Here is an 18,499-nt window from a genome sequence, read left to right as displayed (position 1 = left end):
CAATGTTGGTTCCGTCATCCTGAGGTGCGAGTGGATGCAGAGACATTGCACTGCGAGCCTCGAAGGACGAATGGCCGGGATGCAGCCGGGCCGTCGCCCTTCGAGGCTTGCCCTGCGGCTGCGCCGCAGGGCAAGCGCCTCAGGGTGACGGTGACAGAGCTGCACGCGCCCTGCGGCGTTTCATCGCAAGTACGCCCTCCTTCAAACCGACAACCTCAACTTTGACTCCACGACCCCGGACATCCTGCGCTAGTGTGCACGGTACTTGCATGCCAGTGGCGACTTGTCTTTGCGACGGTGGAGGTCATCCGATGAACGAGAACGAGATTCGCGGGCTTATCGCGGAGGTCAAGCAAGGCACGCTGTCGCGGCGCTCGTTCATGAAGACGATGGCGGCGGTCGGGATCGCCGCGCCGATCGCGAGCCAGATCCTGAGCTGGAACGACGTGGCGATGGCGGACGCCACGCTTGACTACAAACCGACCAAGGCCGGCGGCGGCGGCCCGCTCAAGATCCTGATCTGGCAGGCACCAACGCTGCTCAATCCGCATTTCGCGATCGGCACCAAGGACCAGGTCGCCTCGCGCATCTTCTTCGAGCCGCTCGCCGGCTGGGACAAGGAGGGCAACCTCATCCCCTGCCTCGCCGCCGAGGTTCCGACCAAGGCGAACGGCGGCCTCTCGCCTGACGGCACGACCGTGACCTGGAAGCTGAAGCAGGGCGTCAAATGGCATGACGGCAAGCCCTTCACCGCCGACGACGTCGTCTTCACCTGGGCCTACGCCGCGGATCTGGCGACCGCCGCCTACACCACGGGGTCCTACCAGAATATCAAGGTCGAGAAGATCGACGATCACACCGTCAAGGTGATCTTCAAGGCGCCGACCCCGTTCTGGGCCGACCCCTTCGTCGGCTCGGTCGGCCAGATCCTGCCAAAGCATCATTTCGCCGACTATGCCGGCGCGAAGTCGCGCGACGCACCGGGCAATCTGAAGCCGGTCGGCACGGGCCCGTACAAATTCATCGAGTTCAAGCCGGGCGATCTGATCAGGGCCGAACGCAACACCGACTATCACGTCAAGAACCAGCCGCATTTCGACACGCTCGAGGTCAAGGGTGGCGGCGACGCGGTCTCCGCCGCTCGCGCGGTGCTGCAGACCGGCGAATACGATTATGCCTGGAATCTGCTGGTGGAGGACGAGGTCCTCAAGCGCATGGAGGCCAGCGGCAAAGGCAAGGTGGAATTCACGCTCTCCGGCGGCGTCGAGTTCATCATCCTCAACACGACGGATCCGGGGACCGAGGTCGACGGCGAGCGGTCCAGCACCAAGACCAAGCACCCGTCGCTGTCCGATCCGGCCGTGCGCCGGGCGTTCAACCTCCTGATCGATCGCGAGGCGATCCAGAAATTCATCTACGGCCGCGGCGGCATCGCGACAGCGAGCTTCGTCAACCAGCCCTCGCGGTTCAAGTCGAGCAAGCTGAAATATGAGTTCGACCCCGACAAGGCGAACAAGATTTTGGACGAGGCCGGCTGGACGAAGGGCGCGGACGGCATCCGCGCCAAGGACGGCAAGCAGCTCAAATATGTCTTCCAGACCTCGATCAACGCCCCGCGCCAGAAGACGCAGGCCATCATCAAGCAGGCCTGCCAGAAGGCCGGGATCGAGATCGAGATCAAGGCGGTCACCGCCTCGGTGTTCTTCTCGTCGGACGTCGGCAACCCCGACACCTACTCGAAGTTTTATGCCGACATGGAGATGTACAACACGACGCAGCCGCAGCCCGACCCGGAGCGGTTCCTGAACCAGTGCGTCTCCTGGGAGATCGCCAACAAGGACAACAAATGGCTGGGCCGCAATATCTCGCGCTGGTCCGATCCCGAGGCCGACAAGGCCTACAAGGCCGCGCAGCAGGAGCTCGATCCGGTCAAGCGCGCCGCGCTGCTGATCAAGGTCAACGAGATCTTCTGCGAGGCCAACGTGCTGGTGCCGCTGCTCTCGCGCAACATCGTCGGCGGCGGCGTCAACAACCTCATGGCCGACATCTCGGGGTGGGACGTCACGACCTGGAATCTGGCGAGCTGGTATCGGACCTGACGGTGGAACGTCGTGGATTTCGCGAGTGCTCTGCGCTTGTCGGCGCTGACGCTCGCTTTGCGACATCGATTTTGCGATTGTGCTTCAGATCACAGTCGAATTGGACGCCTTCGCCTAGAATGACCGGGCATGGCCGCAAACAAGGTAACGGCGGTACGCACGATGCTGGGAAGGCGATCAACAGCTACGGACTCTGAAGCCGCGAGGGTGAAGAACTCGGCGGCTTTTTTATCGACCGAGGCAGCGACGTGCTGCGGCCGACACAATCGGTCCGCACGTTCTCTGATGTCCTGCTCGGCCGGGCTCAGGCATTGCATCTTCTGCCGTGAGGCACGGCCCCACCTTGGGGGGTATGCGGGGCTTTGGAGGCGGGACCGTGCAGACCAGCCATCGGCGGCGACGCTGGCCCGCAGATTCAAGCCTCGATCCCGCACAAGAGTTCCTCAGTCGCGCATAGATGAGCGAGCCCGAGCGAAACCAATCATGCTCAGTCCTTGCTCAGTCCTTGCCGGTAAACTGACGGTCGAGGGTTGACGCGGTGTCGGCGCTTCGCAGCCGCTTCAACAGCTCATCCCTCTCCTTGCCGTCCGGCAAGGACTCCGCCTTTTCGCGGATCGTCCTGGCGAACTCCGCAAGCCGCTCCTGAAGGCTGGTGGTTTGCTGAACGCGACGCCGCCTGAGCACGATCGGGTCTCCCTGTCATGGCACTCCACGAACGGAGGTCGTGGTGTACCGATGATAGGGAGAATTCGCGGCGCTTCTGTTCACATGTGAACAGATCGAGCAGTGTTTCAAGGCGCATCAACCGCCCGCGCAGCAATCGACCAGCAGGTGCCAGATCCGCTCCGCCTCGCCCGTCTTGCTTGTGTCCGGTACCTTCTTCGCGCCGGAAGGCGAATGGGTCGCCATTGGGCGAGCCTCGCGCGGCACGATCCATCGCTGCGAGATCGGGTCGTACCATTTTCCGATGATCATCTCAGTCACGCCGATCGACTCACGAGTTTGCCTCAAGGTCGAGCGATGCGGCCCGCGGGATTCTTGCAAACCCGTTTGCAGCGCATCGCGCAATTTACCAATCGGCTTCCCGCGTGATCGTTCCTGCCGTCGCCTCAGCCGGGCCGCGCCGGATGAAGCGTGCGGGGATGCCGCTCGTGCAGCAGGCGCGCGAGCTCTTCCCGCTCCGCGGGACGTCCCTTCATGGCGGCCTCGAACAGCGCTTCCTGGATGTCGCGAGGCATGTCGCCCCACACGTCTATCGCCGCTCGTCCGAGCAGGCCCGCAAGATGATCCGCTGCTTCGCTCATTCGATCCTCCTGATCTGGGCACGGGAATGGAACAGCCGGGGGCCGGGCAGCGTTCCATTGCCATTATCGACGCCTTGACAGCGCAAACCTGCCTCAGGCGTCCAGCAGGTCAAGGAATTCCTCGACCCGGCTGAACGCATCCTCGTCTCGGCGACCGGCGTAGACGACGCGGTCGCCGTCGCGCTGGAGCGACCGCGACTCGGACTTCCCCTCGGACGTCCCCCTGGATTTCCGCAGCCGCCCCGGCAGGAACGTCGCGGCGACGGCCTCGGGTCCGACATCCAGCCTGACGATGCCGCGCCGCTTGCAATCGATCCGGAGTCTTGCGGCTGCGAAGAAGTCGCGGGCCTCCGGCGGCAGCCTGCCGAACCGGCGCGAGATCTCCTCCTCCAGGTCTTCCAGATCGTCGTCGCTTCGGCACCTGGCAGCGCGCCCATAGATTTCGAGGCGAACCGCTTCCGATTGCACGTAACCTGCAGGCAGCATGTCGGCCATCGGGAGATTGAGATCGGGCACCCACAGATCGGTGCCGTTGTCGCTGGCGCGCTCGGACGCCAGCTTCAGGAGATGACTGTAGAGCACGGGTCCGAACACCTGGACGTGCCCGGACTGCTGTTCCGAGAACAGATCGCCGGCGCCCCGGAGATCGAGATCGCGCTCGCTGATGGCAAAGCCGGCACCCGGCTTGCTGAACTCCTCCAGCACCGCCAGACGCTTCTCGGACTGCTCCGAGGTCGATTCCGTCAGCAGATGGGCGAATGCGCGCGTGCCGCCGCGTCCCACCCGCCCCCTGAGTTGATGCAGCTGCGCCAGGCCGAACTTTTCCGGCCAGCACACCACGATGGTGTTGGCGCGCGGAATATCGAGACCGCTTTCCACGATATTGGTCGCCAGCAGAACATCCGCTTCGCCGTCGACGAAGCTCATCATGCGGTCGTCGATGTCCTCGACGGGTAATCTGCCGTGAAGACAGACGATGCGCAGATCGCCCGCTACCGATTGCACCCGTGCCAGCATCGGCTCCAGATCCTGGATGCGCGGACAGATTAGGAAGCTCTGCCCGTTGCGCCTCCGCTCGCGCAGCAGCGCCGCGGCAATCGCGGCCTCCGACAGCGGCGCGATCCTGGTCACGATGGGAAGCCGATGAACCGGCGGAGAGGCGATCACGCTGAGATCCCTGAAGCCGGCAAGACCCGCCGCGAGCGTGCGGGGGATCGGCGTCGCGCTCATCCAGAGCGAATGGGCACCCTTGGCCAGGCCCGACAGCTTCGCCTTCTCCGCCGCGCCGAAATGCTGCTCCTCGTCGATGATGACGAGGCCGAGGTCGGCGAACTTCACGTCCTTGGCGCTGAGCGCCTGCGTGCCGACCACGATTTTCAGCCGGCCGCGCCGCAGCCCTTCCTTGGTCTCTCGCGTCTCGGGGCCTGAATTGGCCCGCGACAGGCTTCCGACCTCGATGCCGAGAGGGCCGAACCGCTTGCGGAAGGTCTCGACATGCTGCCGGGCCAGCACGGTCGTCGGCGCCGCGATCGCCACCTGCTTTCCCGACAGCGCCACCGCGGCCGCCGCCCGCAGCGCCACCTCGGTCTTGCCGAAGCCGACATCGCCGCAGACCACCCTGTCCATGGGATGGCCCGCCGCCAGATCGTCGAGCACGTCCTGGATCGCCTGAGCCTGGTCGACCGTGGGAAAATAGGGGAAGCGCGCGACGAATTTTTCGTAAGCAGCCCCCGGCGGCACCAGCTTGGGGGCACGGCGGCGGCGCCGCTGGCTGATGTGCTTGGCGAGCGCCTTCGCGGCCACCTGGATTTCGGCTTCCGCCGCGGTGCGCCGCGCCCACCAGGTGCTGCCGTCCGCCTTGTCGAGCGCCAGCTTGCCGGGCTCACCGGCATAGGGCCAGATCACCGCAAGATCGGACGGCGGAACGAGCACGGCGTTGTCTGCGACAAAGGCGAGCCTGATCATCTCGCGCCGCGATCCCTTCCCCATGTCGAGGGTCTGCAAGCCATCGAGCACGGCGAGCCCGCGTTGCAGATGGATGATGGCGGCGCCCTTCTCCGGCACGTCGGGATGATCGAACGCCGGATTCCAGGCGCGCGCCATCGGCTGCGGATGATGAGCCCGGCTCCCGAGCACGTCGGAGGCGGTCACGACGACAAGGGGCTTGCGGCCGACGCCGATGAACCCCGCATCGAAATCGGCGAGCAGCGCGCCTTCGCGGCTTCTTCCTTTCGCCACCTCGCTCCAATCGGCAAGGCGCTCCGCCTTGATGCCGCTCATGCGCTCCATCGCGCGCAAATCGTCCTCGATCGCCGCGACGAACAGCAGCCGCGATCCCGCGCGCTGCATGTCGGCGACGAATGCGCGCAGCGCCTTGCGCGGCGAGGCGAGCTTGGAGAATTCGGGCGTCGAGGTGAAGGCGGCCTTTCGCGGCAGCACGCTGATGCGCTTCTTCAGCTTCTTCCAGTCCGCCTGCCCGAGATATTCGCGCTCCGCGTCCCTGCGGCCCGCGGCTTCCTCGATCGTGCCCAGCCAGCTCTCGGCGTGGGCCGACACCCCGGCATCCGCGATCCATCGCGCGCGGCTGCAATAATCCGGCAGCGTCGCCCGCTGTCCGCGCTTGGCGCCCAGCGCGATCCGCTCGGACATGGCGTCGACGATCAACTCCTTCGTCTCGTAGACCACCTCGTGCTCGATCGGATCGACAGCGACGATCTTGCGGATCGTCTCGCCGGAATGCTCGATCCGGAAGGGCGCCAGCGCGCCGGCGGGAAACACTTCGAACGTCTTGCCATGGAACAGGACGCCGCCGGGATATTCCGCCTCCTCGTCGAGATCGTAGCCGAGCCCTTCCAGCCGCGTCTCCAGCTCTGCTTCCGAATAGGCCGCGCCCACCTTCAGCGTGAGGCTCGACCTCGACCAGCTCGCCGGCAGCGGCAGCCGTTCCATGATGGCTTCCGCGGTCGAGACCAGGAAGACGGGTTTTTTAGCCTTGGCGAGACGCCGCAACACGGAGCTGCGCCGGCCCGCGATCTCGCGGGACGGCTCGAGGCCGTCGAAGGGCAGCGTGTTCAGGCGCGGAAACACCAGCACCTCGACTTCAGGATCGAGCCCATGGATCACGCCGCCGAGCCGCTCTGCCCGGCTCTCGTCGTCGCAGAGGAAGACGAGGCCGTCGCGGCCGGCTTTGCTCCACTGCTCCAGCAGGTGCAGCGCCAGCATGCCGAGCGGCGACGAGGACGCGATCGCGGAACGCGTCGCATTCCTGGAACTCATGGAATTCCTCGCCCCCGCGGAATCCCTGGAATTCTTGGAATTCCTGGAATCCTTGGAAGTCCTGGCTTTGGTCCTGGTCGCGCCTTTCGCGGCGCGGGTTTTCGTGGCGGGCGCCAATTTCAATCCATCTTTGTCGGCAGGCAGAATAGAGCGATGACGAGCCATCCGGTCGAGCTCCCTCGACAACGCAATACGGCCCCAAACGCTCGATGAGGTCATTACAATTTTGCGATGGCGTTGGAAAGCAGAGACGCAAGGCGAAGGCAAGCGCCCTGAAGGCGCAGAATCCTACTGCAGCACCTTCGGCAGCACCACGACCACATCGACGCTCTGCGCGAGGATGTGCGACGCGACCACGGCGAGATGGTGCGAGAACTCGTCCTCGATCTCGGACGCGCAGTCTTCGTCCCTGGCGACAGCGAACAGCAGGTTGCCGTCGACCTCGTCGAAGCGGATGCCCAGGAAGAGGCGATCGAACGTCTCGGCGCCTGCGATGAACGCGATTCGCGCCTGGATAGCCTGGTCCTCGACGAGTGACAACTTCCTCATGGCAGCAACATATGGCCGCACGTTGCGAATGCAAGAGCGGGACGGCGCTGGCGCGAGGGCGCCTGCGAACTATATTCACTGCATCGTCCCGCTTGAAGCGCCATTCACCCTTGAGGAAAGTCTTGATTCTCTTTCTGCTGCTGATCTTCCTGCCGATCGGCGTGTCGGCCGGCAGCTATTATCTGCGCGGCGACGGCCGCGGCAATTGGCAGATGGCGGATCGCTCCAGCGCCGGCCTGCTGCCGCCGGCCTCCAGCAATCCGGACGCGCTGATCCGCGTCTTTGCCGCGCGCACCGTGCGCTGGCGCAGCATCTTTGCCGTCCATACCTGGATCGTCGTCAAGGAGAAGGACGCTTCGGCCTACAGCCGCTACGACTACACGGCGTGGGGCGACCCGATCCGCAGCAACGGCTTTGCGCCCGACGGCCGCTGGTTCGGCGCCATACCGGAAACGGTGGTCGCGGTCGACGGCGCGCGGGCCGAAGCGCTGATCCCGAAGATCCGCGACGTCATCGAGACCTACAGGTTCCGCGCCTATGGCGATTACAATGCCTGGCCGGGCCCGAACTCCAACACCTTCGTGCAGGCGGCGCTGGATTCCGTGCCCGAGCTGCGGGCCGTGCTGCCGCCGACCGCGATCGGCAAGGACTATCCCTACAGCGGACGCTGGGCCGGCATCACGCCATCAGGCACCGGCCTCTATGCCTCGCTGTCGGGTTATCTCGGCATGACCATCGGCTGGGTCGAAGGCATCGAGATCAACTTTCTCGGCGCGGTGCTCGGCCTCGACATCCGCCGTCCGGCGCTGAAGCTTCCCGGCATCGGCCGCCTCGGTGTCGCGGCGGGTGCGTAAGCGAGGCGGCGACATCGTCGGTGCCGTGACGATGGGGCGTGGCACTCGCTTTTTCCACATCGTCATAGCGAGCGCAGGAGGCGGCATCCCCATCCTCCAAGCTTCAGTCTCCCAGCGGCCCTTTGGCGTCCCCGTCGCTCCCCTTCAGCAACTCGTATTTGATCCGCCGCATGCGTGCCTGGGCTTCGAGCGGCTTGCAATAGGCCGTGGACGCGGCGAGCAGATCGATGGTGGCGAGAAGCGCATAGCGCGAGGCCGTCGGCTTGAGCGCGTCGGGCGCTTCGGGCACGTGCACGCCAAGCGCAATATCGGCGATTGAAGCCAGCCTGCTTTGCGGCTTGGTGATTGCGACGACCAAGGCGCCGTATTGCCTGGCGATACTGGCTGCCTCGATCACTTCGTTCGCTTCACCCGTGGTCGAGATGGCAACGACGACATCATCCCGCCCGAAGGTCGCTGCGATCATGCGCATCAACCTCGGATCGGAGGCGTGGGACACGGCGATGCCAAGACGAAAGAACCGGTTCTGAACCTCCGCCGCCGCAAGGGTCGAACCACCCCCCACGCCGAACGCCGCGAGTTTCGAACAGCGGGAGATGGCTGCGGCAGCCCTCTCGATGTCCTCCTTCCGAAGCCCCTCCTCGACCGCGGCAATGGCACGGCGAATTTCCTGAAACACCGACCGCCAGAGCGCGGGGCGCGCCAGATCCGTCCCGACATGCGGGGGCAGTTCAACGTAAATTCGCCCAACCGCCATTGCTTGAGCCAGCCTCACCTTGAGGTCACGGACGCCGCGGCAGCCAACGGAACGGCTGAACCGGGTGACCGTCGGCTCGCTGACGCGCGCCCGGCGCGCCAACTCGGAATTGCTGGCGTGAACGGCAAACTCGATATCGGCGAGCAGCACCGTGGCAACGCGCTGCTCCGACGGGCTGAGGCCCGGAGCGCTCTGCCTGATGAGGGAGATGATGTCGCCGGCCACGACATTGTCGTCGCCGGGTGGCTTCGAGACCGCTGCACCAGGGGCTCTCGCCGGGTCATTTCGCTTTGCACGCGGCATTGCCCGCTCTTCCTCAGGTCAGATCAACCCGCGCCCTTGGCACGAAGCTGCCGTAAGAAACCTTCAGCATTGACCAAACCCATATCGGCATGCCGTTATCAAGAGTAGCATTTTCTGCTTGATAATTGCCGAATTCTATATGTAACTTTCAAACAAGCAATAGCGTGCCGTCAGAACCAACAGCTGAAAGGCACATCCCCCTGCACCGGAAGCAGGCGGCTCAACAGGGCGGGAGAAGCGATCATGAGATACGGTCCAGGTGTCTTGATGCGTGGCGTCGTCGGCTTGGCCACCGCGTCGTTCCTGATTGCGCAGGCCAATGCCGCCACCCTGCTACGCGAAGCCACCATCGGAGAACCGCCGCCGCTCGATGTCATGCTGACGACGGCCGACGTCGCATCGGTCATCGGCCGCCATATCTTCGAGACCCTGTATGCGCTGGACTCGACCTACACGCCGCGTCCGATGCTGGCCGAGAGCGATCGCACGGAAGACGGCGGTCGGACCATCGTCATCAAGCTCCGCGAAGGCGTCCTCTTCCACAACGGCAAGGAGATGACTGCGAAGGACGTGGTCGCCTCGATGACGAGATGGGGCAATTTCGGTGCTCGCGGCAAGCTCCTGATGGCCGCGGCCACATCAGTCGAGGCAACCGGAAAGTATGAAGTCACGCTGAAATTGTCAGCGCCGAACGGCGCCTGGAAAGCTCTCATTGCCGACGTCAATGGCGGCCTTGCGATCTATCCGGAAGAGATAGCCGCCAACGCGGGAAACCGGCCGATCGAGCAGAAGGACTATATCGGCACCGGGCCTTACAAGTTCGTGGAATGGCGGCCGAACCGCTATGTCGAGGTGGAGAAGTTCGATGGCTACAAGCCGGTGAAGGAAAAGGGCGACGGCTTTGCCGGTGCCCGCGTCGCCGGCTTCGACAAGATCCGGTTCATTCCGGTGCCTGACGTCGGCACGCGCGTGAGCGGCGTGCAGGCGGGCGACTACGACTATGCGGAAATGGTCTCCGGCGATCTGTACGAATCCCTGAGCAAAGACCCATCGGTTCAGGTGCAGCGCACGAACGCGCCGATCTTCGGCCTTTTCTTCATGAACTCGAAGCAGGGGATCCTGAAGGACAATTACAAGCTCCGCCGCGCCATCCAGGCCGCGCTGGACAAGTCGCAGGCGCTGCGCGTCGCCTTCGGTCCCAAGGACCTGTGGAATGCCGAGGGATCGATCTTTCCCAAGGGCACGCCCTGGTACTCGACGGATGGCGTCTCCAATTACAGCGCCCACGATCCGAAGAAGGCCAAGGAGCTCGCGAAGGAGGCGGACTACACGGGAACGCCGATCCGCCTGCTGGTCTCGACGAATTACCAGGCACACTATGACGAAGCGTCAGTCTTCACCCGCCAGCTGGCCGACGCCGGAATCAATGTTCAGATGATGGTCGTCGATTGGGCGACCCTTTTGAAGATGCGCGGCCAGCCGGAACAGTGGGACATCTTCGTCACCCACCATTCGTTCGCGCCCGACCCGCTGCTGCTGACGTTCCTGAATGCGAGCTATCCCGGCTGGTGGGACAGCCCCGAGATCGGCTCGCTTCGGGCTGAGTTGATCAACACGACCGATCCAGCCGCGCGGAAATCGACATGGGACAAGATCCAGTCGCTGATCTACGAACAGGTGCCGGTCATGAAAGTAGGCGATGCCTACACCTATGACATTGCTTCTCCCAAGCTCAAGGGACTCAACCCGAACGGTCCCGTCTTCTGGAACGTGTCCACGAAATAAGGACGGGCAATGAGGCCGCGAGGACTGTCGAGCGCCGGCGCCGGCGCGCATCGTTGCCGCTGACAGCCGCATAATCACATGTGGTCTTACGCACTCAAGCGCGCAGGAACGACGGCGGTGACGCTGCTGGCAGCGTCCGTCATCATCTTCGCGTTCATCCATATCGTGCCGGGTGACCCCATCTATGTTCTGCTCGGCGACACCGCCACCCCCGACCAGATCGACGCCTTGCGACACCAACTCGGTCTCGACCAACCGATCATCCTGCAATATCTGAACTGGGCCGGACATGTGCTCGAGGGCGACCTCGGGCGCTCGATCTTCTTCCAGGCGCCGGTGCTGTCGGTGATTGCCGATGGTGCCGAGACCAGCACCCTGCTCGCCACCATGACGATGATCTGGGTTGCGGTCATCGGTGTGCCGATCGGCATGATTGCAGCCGTCCGGCACGGCACGTGGCTCGACCAGGGACTGTCCGGCGCGGCGATGCTGGTGGCCTCGATACCCACGTTCTGGGTCGGGCTCTATCTGATCCTGATCTTTGCCGCCTGGCTCGGCTGGTTTCCGAGCTCCGGCTATCCGTCGATCTTCGAAGGCGGTGTCGTCAATCTGCGCTATCTCGTCCTCCCCAGCCTGGCGCTTGCGGCGCCGAACGCTGCTCTGATCCTGCGGCTGACGCGCGCCAGCATGCTCGACGTCTCCCGCGAGGACTACGTGCGCACGGCGCGTGCAAAGGGAATCCGGCCCTGGCAGGTCGTGCGCCGCCACATCTGGCGCAATGCGCTGCTGGCGGTCGTCTCGGCATTCGGCTTCACTTTCGCTGCTCTGCTGTCCGAAGCGGTGGTGACCGAAACCGTGTTTGCCCTGCCCGGCATCGGCCGCCTCGTCGTTCAGTCGATCCTCCGCCGAGACTACCCGGTGATCCAGGGCGTCATCCTCGTCATCGTCGTGGTTTATCTCCTGGTCAATCTGATCGTCGATCTGAGCTACCGTCTGCTTGATCCGCGGGTCGAACTCCAATGAGCACCAACAGCGCCACCTTGTGGCTCAGGCCGTTCATCGCTCGCCCGATCGCGCTGGCCGGGCTCGGGGTCCTTCTGGCGACCGTGCTCGCCGCGGCCTTCGCACCCTGGCTGGCGCCTTACGATCCGTACGCCATCGATCCGCTGATCCGTCTGACGCCCCCGAACGTGACCCATTGGTTCGGCACCGACCAATTCGGCCGGGATACCCTGTCACGCACCATTCAGTCAGCACGGATGGCACTTCTGATCGGCTCGGGCGTGGTCGTCTTCGCCCTCGCCACAGGCGTTCCGGCCGGCGTACTTTCCGCTCTGTTCCCGCGGCTAGGTCACCTGCTGATGCGCATGGTCGACGTGCTGATGGCGTTCCCGACTCTGCTGCTCGCACTTGGTCTGATTGTCATCCTGGGCCCGAGCGTGGCCAATGTCATTCTGGCCATCGGGCTCGGCTACATGACGACGACAACGCGCATCGTTTACGGTCTGACGCTACGCTTGCGCGCGGAAACCTATGTCGAGGCATCCCGCAGCATGGGCGCCGGAACCGTATGGCTCATCAGTCGGCACATCTTGCCGAACCTGGTCTCACCGCTTCTCGTACAGGCCAGCTTCGTCTTCGCCTTCGCGCAGCTTGGCGCGGCCTCACTCGATTTCCTGGGCCTTGGCGCCCCGCCGGAGATTCCAAGCTGGGGCAACATGCTGGCGGAATCGCGCACCTTCATCACGCGTGCGCCGTGGCTGCTCATTTTCCCGGGCATGATGATCGTGGCGACGGCATTCTCGCTGAACCTGGTCGGCGACGCATTGCGCGATCGACTCGATCCGCGGTTCCGTCAGGTCTTTGGTGAGAAGGGTTAGGCCGTGCTGAGTGTTCGCGACCTTACGGTGTCAGTGGGACCGGCAACCGCACCGGTCGACATCGTCGCGGGCGTGTCCTTCGGACTGGCCAAAGGCGAGATCCTCGGTCTCGTCGGCGAGTCCGGCTGCGGAAAGAGCATGACCTCGCTTGCGGTCATGGGATTGCTGCCGCAACCCGGTCCCCGGGTCCGGGTCGGAGAGGTCCTGTTGGAGGGCTGCGACGTAACGCAGTTGCAGCCCTGGCAACGTGTCGAAGCGGGCCACGGCCGCATGGCAATGATCTTTCAGGAGCCGATGACCTCACTCAATCCGGTTCGCCGGATCGGCGATCAGATCGCCGAAGCCGTGCGCGTACATGAGGGGATTTCGGGCGCGGCGGCCCTCTCCCGTGCGTGCGAACTGCTCGAGCTGGTGCGCATGCCCGACCCGAGAATGCAGCTGTCGGCATATCCGCATCAGCTGTCCGGAGGTCAACGCCAGCGGGTCATGATCGCGATTGCGCTGGCCTGCAGGCCGCAGGTGCTGGTCGCCGATGAACCGACCACAGCGCTGGATGTCACCATACAGGTTCAGATTCTCGGGCTCTTGCGCGAGCTGTGCAATCGCCTCGATATGGCAATATTGTTCATTACCCACGACATGGGAGTCGTTGCGCAGCTCGCCGATCGCGTGGCTGTCATGTACGCCGGCCGGATCGTGGAAACCGCAGCGGTCGATCAGCTGTTCGGGAAACCGCGTCACCATTACACCCGTGGGCTGATGGATTGCATGCCGTCGCGAAATTCCGGCGCGCGCCGGCTGCCAACCATTTCAGGTCAGCCGCCGGTGCCGGGTACGATCGCTGCCGGCTGTGTCTTTGCCTTGCGCTGCGCAGCGGTGCGCGACCTGTGCCGCGTGGCGACCCCGCCTCGCATGGAGGTCTCCCAAGGACACGAGGTGCTCTGCGCATTCCCGCTGGGCGGCGGGGAAGTGCCATGAGCGGAGATGCCATCCTCGACGTCCGGGACATCATGGTTTCCTTCAGTGCCAGGCGAGCCGGTCGGAAATACCGGGTGCAAGCGGTGGATGGTGCGTCGCTGTCGCTGGCCGAAGGAGAGGTCCTCGGCATCGTCGGCGAATCGGGGTGCGGCAAGACCACGCTGGGCCGAACCATCGTCGGGCTGGTCCGGCCCGACAGCGGCACCATCAGATTCAATGGAGCCGACATGATCGGAGCCGGCAGCTCCAGTCTCCGCGAGATGCGCCTGAAGGTCCGGATGGTTTTCCAGGATCCCAACGCATCGTTCAACCCACGGCGCGCAATTGGAGACTCGGTGGCGGAGGCGGGCGATATCAGCGGCTTCTTCAAGACCCGTGCCGAGCGCAGCGCAGCCATAGCTGCCACGTTGACGGCCGTCGGCTTGAATCCGTCTTTCGCCGCTCGCTATCCGTACGAACTGAGCGGCGGGCAACGGCAACGGGTCGGAATCGCGCGCGCCATTCTTCCCACGCCGTCCATCATCATCGCGGACGAACCGGTCTCGGCCCTCGACGTTTCCGTGCAGGCGCAGGTGCTCAATCTGATGATGGACCTGCGTGACCAGCTGAGATTGTCGATGCTCTTCATCTCGCACGACCTTGGCGTGATAGGACAGATCAGCAGCCGCGTCGCCGTCATGTATATGGGCCGGATCGTGGAGCACGCCCGGACACGGACTGTCCTGGATCAACCGCTCCATCCGTACACGCGCGCGTTGGTCGCAGCAATTCCGAAGCCGGATCCTTCAAAGCGAATCCTGGGCGCGATCGAAATGGGTGAACCGCCAAGCCTCTTCACACGACCGCGCGGCTGCGCCTATGCACCGCGATGTCCATTAGCCAGCGACCGCTGCTTCGTTGATGCGCCAAAACTTCGGTCTGCCGGCACGGATGGTAGAACAATCGCCTGCCACAACGTATAACCTGCTCGTTCGCGATGCCGATCGCTTCCTCCTCGGTATCGAAAGGAATGATCGACAGAACGGGTCCGAACACTTCCTCCTGGGCGACCGCCATCTTGTTCTCCGCGCCGGTAAAGATGGATCGTCTGGACCAGGATGATTTCCATGCTCACGGGACGACGACTCCAATCGCATCGGCAAGGGGCCGCAACGCGAGTGACGTGCACGAAAGAGACTCAAGCTACGAGGAAGATATTCTGAAACGAAGGGCATGCCGAAAAGCAGGCATGCCTGGACCGTCGCCGCAATTCGCGGCTCAAGCGCGCCAGATCACTGAAAGTACGACAGCTGATCTTCCGTTACGACCCGCTCGACATTCTCCGACTTGCTCTTGATACGGTATCGAAGACGTCCGTCTGCCTCGATGGGCATGCATTGAACGATGGTGTAAACCATTGCTGGATCGGTTGCGGCACGTCCTTGTGGACCTTGCGGCTGGTGGCGAACCTCTTCGTTCGGCTTATAGGCGTATGACATGTGCTTACCTCCAACGTCATCCACGATGGCTCTATCGTAGAGCATGCTGTGACGCAATGTAACCACATTGAATGCGCGCGCATGACCAATTCGGCTCGGCAATTGGGTGCAGCGTTGTTCGGCGGCAAGCTTGGGGCGCCGATCGCCACCGAGGCTCGATGAGAGATCGCGCCCGGTAGCGATTCATCGCTCGCGAACACACTTTCGCCTCCTCGCGGCGCGTTTCGCCCGAGCTTTGCCTGGTCACTCCACCCTCTGAAAGCCAAGAGGGCGCAGGGAAGGCCGGGTGCTGACCTCGCACCCACGGTCCGCTGCGCGAAGATGTAGCGCAAAAAGTCCGCACAGCAGCATACAGGTGGTGCCAATCACTCGGCCTTCCCTGCGCGATGGTTGGACGGCTTATGCCGTGCTCTCCCGGGAGCCGAGTTCGTTCTGGCCTCCCTCGCCCTCGCGAATTGACGATGCTGTCCGCCCGGTTGGGCTCGCACACACCTCCGCGAAAGCTTGACCGTAGCAACGACGGCCAGGACCACACGGTTTTGCCGTACGCACGGCCCGCCATTTCGCCGCAGTTTTCCCGACCCTGTCGACGGAGCCGGAAACTTACAGGCGAGACGAACCTGACAGCGCCGCTCGTCCGCACGCGGCCGCAAGCTCACAGGGACTACCCGCCCTGCCCGCACCTCTCATGCCGACGCTGCCGCGTCCACCGCAAGCCCGGCTCGCGAACAAGACGACAACGAGATCGCCCCTCAAGGTTGAGCCGGGATGGACGACACATACGCCAAAACCGAATTTCGGTAAAGTGGAATATTTTTGCGAGACGTGATTGACGGGGTGGTGGGTGTTTTGCCCGACGGGCAATGGAGAACGACTATTCGCTCAGTCGGATGCTTCGATGCGCAAGGTCGAGAGATTTTTCCTCGAGATTGCGTTAGCACGCTCGAGCGGTGGATAAGAGATTTGTATGAACAGCATGGCTTTTCCCTGCCACCTCAACAGCAAGGGGCAGGTCTCGCTGATTGGAAGAGAGCTCTAGCAATCGGAGCGCAAGGACTCTGTCAGCAAGGGCTATTGGTAGGCACCACTGTCAGTACATCAAACTGGCGGCATGGCTTTCCGCGCAAATATTGCAACCGCAACTTAAGAGTGATGTTCTGGCCGGCCGTAATCTCGGCCTACGGCAGCGAAGCCTCCGGAAGAATTGCAGAGTGCTACAAATGGAGATTTGACAGATATGATTGGTAGCGGGAGAGGGACTCGAACCCCCGACCCCAGGATTATGATTCCGGTATTCTGCGCTCTCAGGCATCCGCCGTTAACTATTTCAAGGATTTAGCCGTCAAAGTGGCCGCAGAACTGCTCCTGAACCCCTTTCCGCCGTCGAGAATCCTTGCGATGGGTGGGTACACGGGTGGGTACAGATTGGCATGGGCTTCCAGCGCGTAGAAATCAAGAAGAAGCACGTCGACGAGGCGACCAAGGCGGCGGCCGGCGACGACGGCGTCGACATCTGGGCCGACACCCTTCTCCCCTATTTGCAGCTCCGGCGCCGGGGCGGCAGCGTCAAATGGATGGTGCGCGCGAAAAAAACGCTGATCACCATCGGCGACGTGCGTGAGCGGCACCCGGACTACCTCTCCGTCAAGGCGGCGCGCGAACGCGCCACGGATGTCTACTCGCAGAAGCGCTACGGCAAGGCTCCTGCCCCCGTTTCCGCCAACGGCGCGCCGCCCCGCTGGACCTGGGGCGATCTCGACCGCGAGTACCAGGCCTTCATCTCGCAGGACCGCTGGATCAACAACCGGAAGAAGCCGCCCTCGAAGGGAACCAGCGACGACGTCCGCCTGGCCTTCGCCAAGCCGTCCTTCGTGGCGTTGCATCCGAAGCTGCTGACTGCGCTCGACGAGGCGACCATCGAGGCCGCCCGCGACGCCATCGAGAGCCACCGGCAGCGGCAGAAGAACGTCTCCTATTTCAAGGCCGCCATGACGTGGGCAGCGAACAAGAAGCGGGTGAAAAGCGGTCTCGTCGTCGGCACCGTCAGGTGGTGGGAACACCTGGACGGCGGCGATCCGGATCCGGCGACCATGCAGGCGATCGAGAAGCGCCGCGCCGTGCATCGGCAACGTAAGACCGAGCTCGACGTGAAGGCGATCGCAGGCGTCCTGGCCGCGCATGAGCGCTACTGCGCCGGCCGCACCGCCAGGGACAAGATCTCGCCCGGCATTCGGTTCGGGCTCTGGTGGGTCTGCCTCACCGCGAACCGGCGGGCGTCGACCGTGCAGCTCCGCCGCGACGACTTCCTCGAGCAAGATCCGCTGCGCGAGCCGGGCTGGGGGCGCGCCGTCTGGCCGCCGGCGGCCATGAAGGCAAAGACGGAATTCTGGCTGCCTCTGCCTCCCGTCGTCAGAAGCATCGCCTCGGGCTCGATCACGGACTACACGCAGCTCGTCGCCAACGAGCACGGCGAATGGGATTCGCAATGGGTGTTCGCGTCGACGAGGCGCTACGGCCGCAATCCAGACAACGACGACGTGTCGGTCTACCCGAACAGCCTGAACCGGCACGTCGCCAGGATGCGCGCGGCCGGCGCTCTCGATGGTCTACCGCACTTCTCGCTGCACCTGGTCCGCAGCGCCATGGGCGACTTCATCGCCGACAAGGTATCTGGCGTGGTGTCGTCGCTGGTGCTGGCACATACGCTGCCGGACGATCCGAACGAAGCGGCCGCAGTCACTAGGGATGTCTATCTGACCGACCAGCGGATGGACGAAAAGGCGGCTGGCATGAAGGCTTGGGCGGACGCCGTGGTGGCCGCGTACGTCGCCGCCGGCGGCACGCTGCCGGCACCCCGCGAGGAGCGTCGCAAGAGCAAGCTCAAACGAAAGCCCCCGGCTTCGCAGCCAGGGGCCATTTCAGGATAAGAACGCACTCGGTTTACCCGCCTGATGGCGGAAGCGCCGCCTCAGGCGGCGATGCTCTTGCGCGCCCACCCCACCTTGCGGGCGAGCTGCTCGTTGAACCGCTCGCGCGTCCACACGTCGAGGCACCAGTCGGCATCGAGCCGGAACGTCATGATCTCCGCGCCGCTCTGGACAACCTGGACGTTCGTACCATCGGAAGCGGTCTCGAACGCGTAGGTCACAAGTCCGAATTCACCGTGGTCCCAGAAGCCGGCAGCCTCGAACGCCGCGACGACCTCGGCAAACGTCATGGTGTTGGTCTTCATCACT

General features: G+C 63.8%; 16 protein-coding genes and 1 pseudogene. 8 read left to right on the top strand and 9 right to left on the bottom strand.

What is annotated here, in order from left to right; genetic code table 11:
- Nucleotides 1–311: 311 nt before the first annotated feature.
- Nucleotides 312–2,099 (top strand): peptide ABC transporter substrate-binding protein, encoded by a 1,788-nt coding sequence (locus NR187_RS04295; protein ID WP_256805813.1) that lies wholly within the window; start codon nt 312–314, stop codon nt 2,097–2,099.
- Nucleotides 2,100–2,597: 498 nt separating this feature from the next.
- Here the strand turns inward: NR187_RS04295 and NR187_RS04290 are convergent, their stop codons facing one another.
- The 5 genes from NR187_RS04290 to NR187_RS04270 all read right to left on the bottom strand — a co-directional run bounded on the left by NR187_RS04290 (nt 2,598) and on the right by NR187_RS04270 (nt 7,228).
- Nucleotides 2,598–2,783, bottom strand: coding sequence for a hypothetical protein (locus tag NR187_RS04290; RefSeq protein WP_211382342.1), 186 nt, complete (start codon nt 2,781–2,783; stop codon nt 2,598–2,600).
- A gap of 117 nt (nt 2,784–2,900) precedes the next feature.
- On the bottom strand, nt 2,901–3,167 hold the full coding sequence (locus tag NR187_RS04285; RefSeq protein WP_256805812.1) for a hypothetical protein: 267 nt from the start codon (nt 3,165–3,167) through the stop codon (nt 2,901–2,903).
- A gap of 41 nt (nt 3,168–3,208) precedes the next feature.
- On the bottom strand, nt 3,209–3,403 hold the full coding sequence (locus NR187_RS04280; protein ID WP_256805811.1) for a hypothetical protein: 195 nt from the start codon (nt 3,401–3,403) through the stop codon (nt 3,209–3,211).
- Nucleotides 3,404–3,496: 93 nt separating this feature from the next.
- Nucleotides 3,497–6,625, bottom strand: a complete 3,129-nt coding sequence (locus tag NR187_RS04275; protein WP_256806204.1) for a DEAD/DEAH box helicase — start codon at nt 6,623–6,625, stop codon at nt 3,497–3,499.
- Nucleotides 6,626–6,967: 342 nt separating this feature from the next.
- Nucleotides 6,968–7,228, bottom strand: a complete 261-nt coding sequence (locus NR187_RS04270; protein ID WP_211382340.1) for a hypothetical protein — start codon at nt 7,226–7,228, stop codon at nt 6,968–6,970.
- 122 nt (nt 7,229–7,350) lie between these two features.
- On the opposite strand from NR187_RS04270, the gene NR187_RS04265 reads away from it, so the two are divergent.
- Nucleotides 7,351–8,082 carry a DUF3750 domain-containing protein gene (locus NR187_RS04265; RefSeq protein WP_211382339.1) on the top strand — a complete coding sequence of 244 codons (732 nt, stop codon included), beginning with the start codon at nt 7,351–7,353 and terminating at the stop codon, nt 8,080–8,082.
- 103 nt (nt 8,083–8,185) lie between these two features.
- Here NR187_RS04265 and NR187_RS04260 read toward each other — a convergent pair whose 3' ends face one another.
- Entirely contained in the window at nt 8,186–9,064 is an 879-nt protein-coding gene (locus tag NR187_RS04260) for a MurR/RpiR family transcriptional regulator (protein ID WP_256805810.1), read from the bottom strand.
- Between the two features lie 321 nt (nt 9,065–9,385).
- Here NR187_RS04260 and NR187_RS04255 point away from each other — a divergent pair, with 321 nt between their 5' ends.
- The 5 genes from NR187_RS04255 (at nt 9,386) to NR187_RS04235 (ending at nt 14,747) form a co-directional block, all read left to right on the top strand.
- A complete protein-coding gene (locus NR187_RS04255; RefSeq protein ID WP_211382337.1) occupies nt 9,386–10,927 on the top strand; it encodes an ABC transporter substrate-binding protein in 1,542 nt (513 codons plus the stop codon).
- Between the two features lie 78 nt (nt 10,928–11,005).
- Nucleotides 11,006–11,950: an ABC transporter permease gene (locus NR187_RS04250; protein ID WP_256805809.1), complete on the top strand. Its 945-nt coding sequence runs from the start codon at nt 11,006–11,008 to the stop codon at nt 11,948–11,950.
- Nucleotides 11,947–12,807: an ABC transporter permease gene (locus NR187_RS04245; RefSeq protein ID WP_211382335.1), complete on the top strand. Its 861-nt coding sequence runs from the start codon at nt 11,947–11,949 to the stop codon at nt 12,805–12,807. Before NR187_RS04250 ends, NR187_RS04245 begins: the two co-directional genes overlap by 4 nt.
- 3 nt (nt 12,808–12,810) lie before the next feature.
- Nucleotides 12,811–13,785, top strand: a complete 975-nt coding sequence (locus tag NR187_RS04240) for an ABC transporter ATP-binding protein (RefSeq protein WP_256805808.1) — start codon at nt 12,811–12,813, stop codon at nt 13,783–13,785.
- Entirely contained in the window at nt 13,782–14,747 is a 966-nt protein-coding gene (locus NR187_RS04235) for an ABC transporter ATP-binding protein (RefSeq protein ID WP_256805807.1), read from the top strand. Before NR187_RS04240 ends, NR187_RS04235 begins: the two co-directional genes overlap by 4 nt.
- Before the next feature lie 4 nt (nt 14,748–14,751).
- On the opposite strand, the pseudogene NR187_RS04230 reads toward NR187_RS04235, so the two are convergent.
- Nucleotides 14,752–14,841 (bottom strand): annotated as a pseudogene (locus NR187_RS04230) (aldehyde dehydrogenase family protein); the annotation flags it as partial.
- A 215-nt stretch (nt 14,842–15,056) separates the two neighbouring features.
- Entirely contained in the window at nt 15,057–15,263 is a 207-nt protein-coding gene (locus NR187_RS04225; RefSeq protein ID WP_211382332.1) for a hypothetical protein, read from the bottom strand.
- 1,430 nt (nt 15,264–16,693) lie between these two features.
- Between NR187_RS04225 and NR187_RS04220 the strand changes: the two genes are divergently transcribed.
- The gene (locus NR187_RS04220; RefSeq protein WP_256805806.1) at nt 16,694–18,190 is read left to right on the top strand and encodes a hypothetical protein; all 1,497 of its coding nucleotides are present in this window, start codon (nt 16,694–16,696) and stop codon (nt 18,188–18,190) included.
- A gap of 41 nt (nt 18,191–18,231) precedes the next feature.
- Here NR187_RS04220 and NR187_RS04215 read toward each other — a convergent pair whose 3' ends face one another.
- Nucleotides 18,232–18,495, bottom strand: a complete 264-nt coding sequence (locus tag NR187_RS04215; RefSeq protein ID WP_256805805.1) for a hypothetical protein — start codon at nt 18,493–18,495, stop codon at nt 18,232–18,234.
- Nucleotides 18,496–18,499 lie beyond the last annotated feature (4 nt).

It is taken from the genome of Bradyrhizobium sp. Bra64, assembly GCF_024519875.1.
GTDB classification, from domain to species: Bacteria; Pseudomonadota; Alphaproteobacteria; order Rhizobiales; family Xanthobacteraceae; genus Bradyrhizobium; species Bradyrhizobium japonicum_G.
This window is presented reverse-complemented; position numbering and strand designations above follow the sequence as displayed.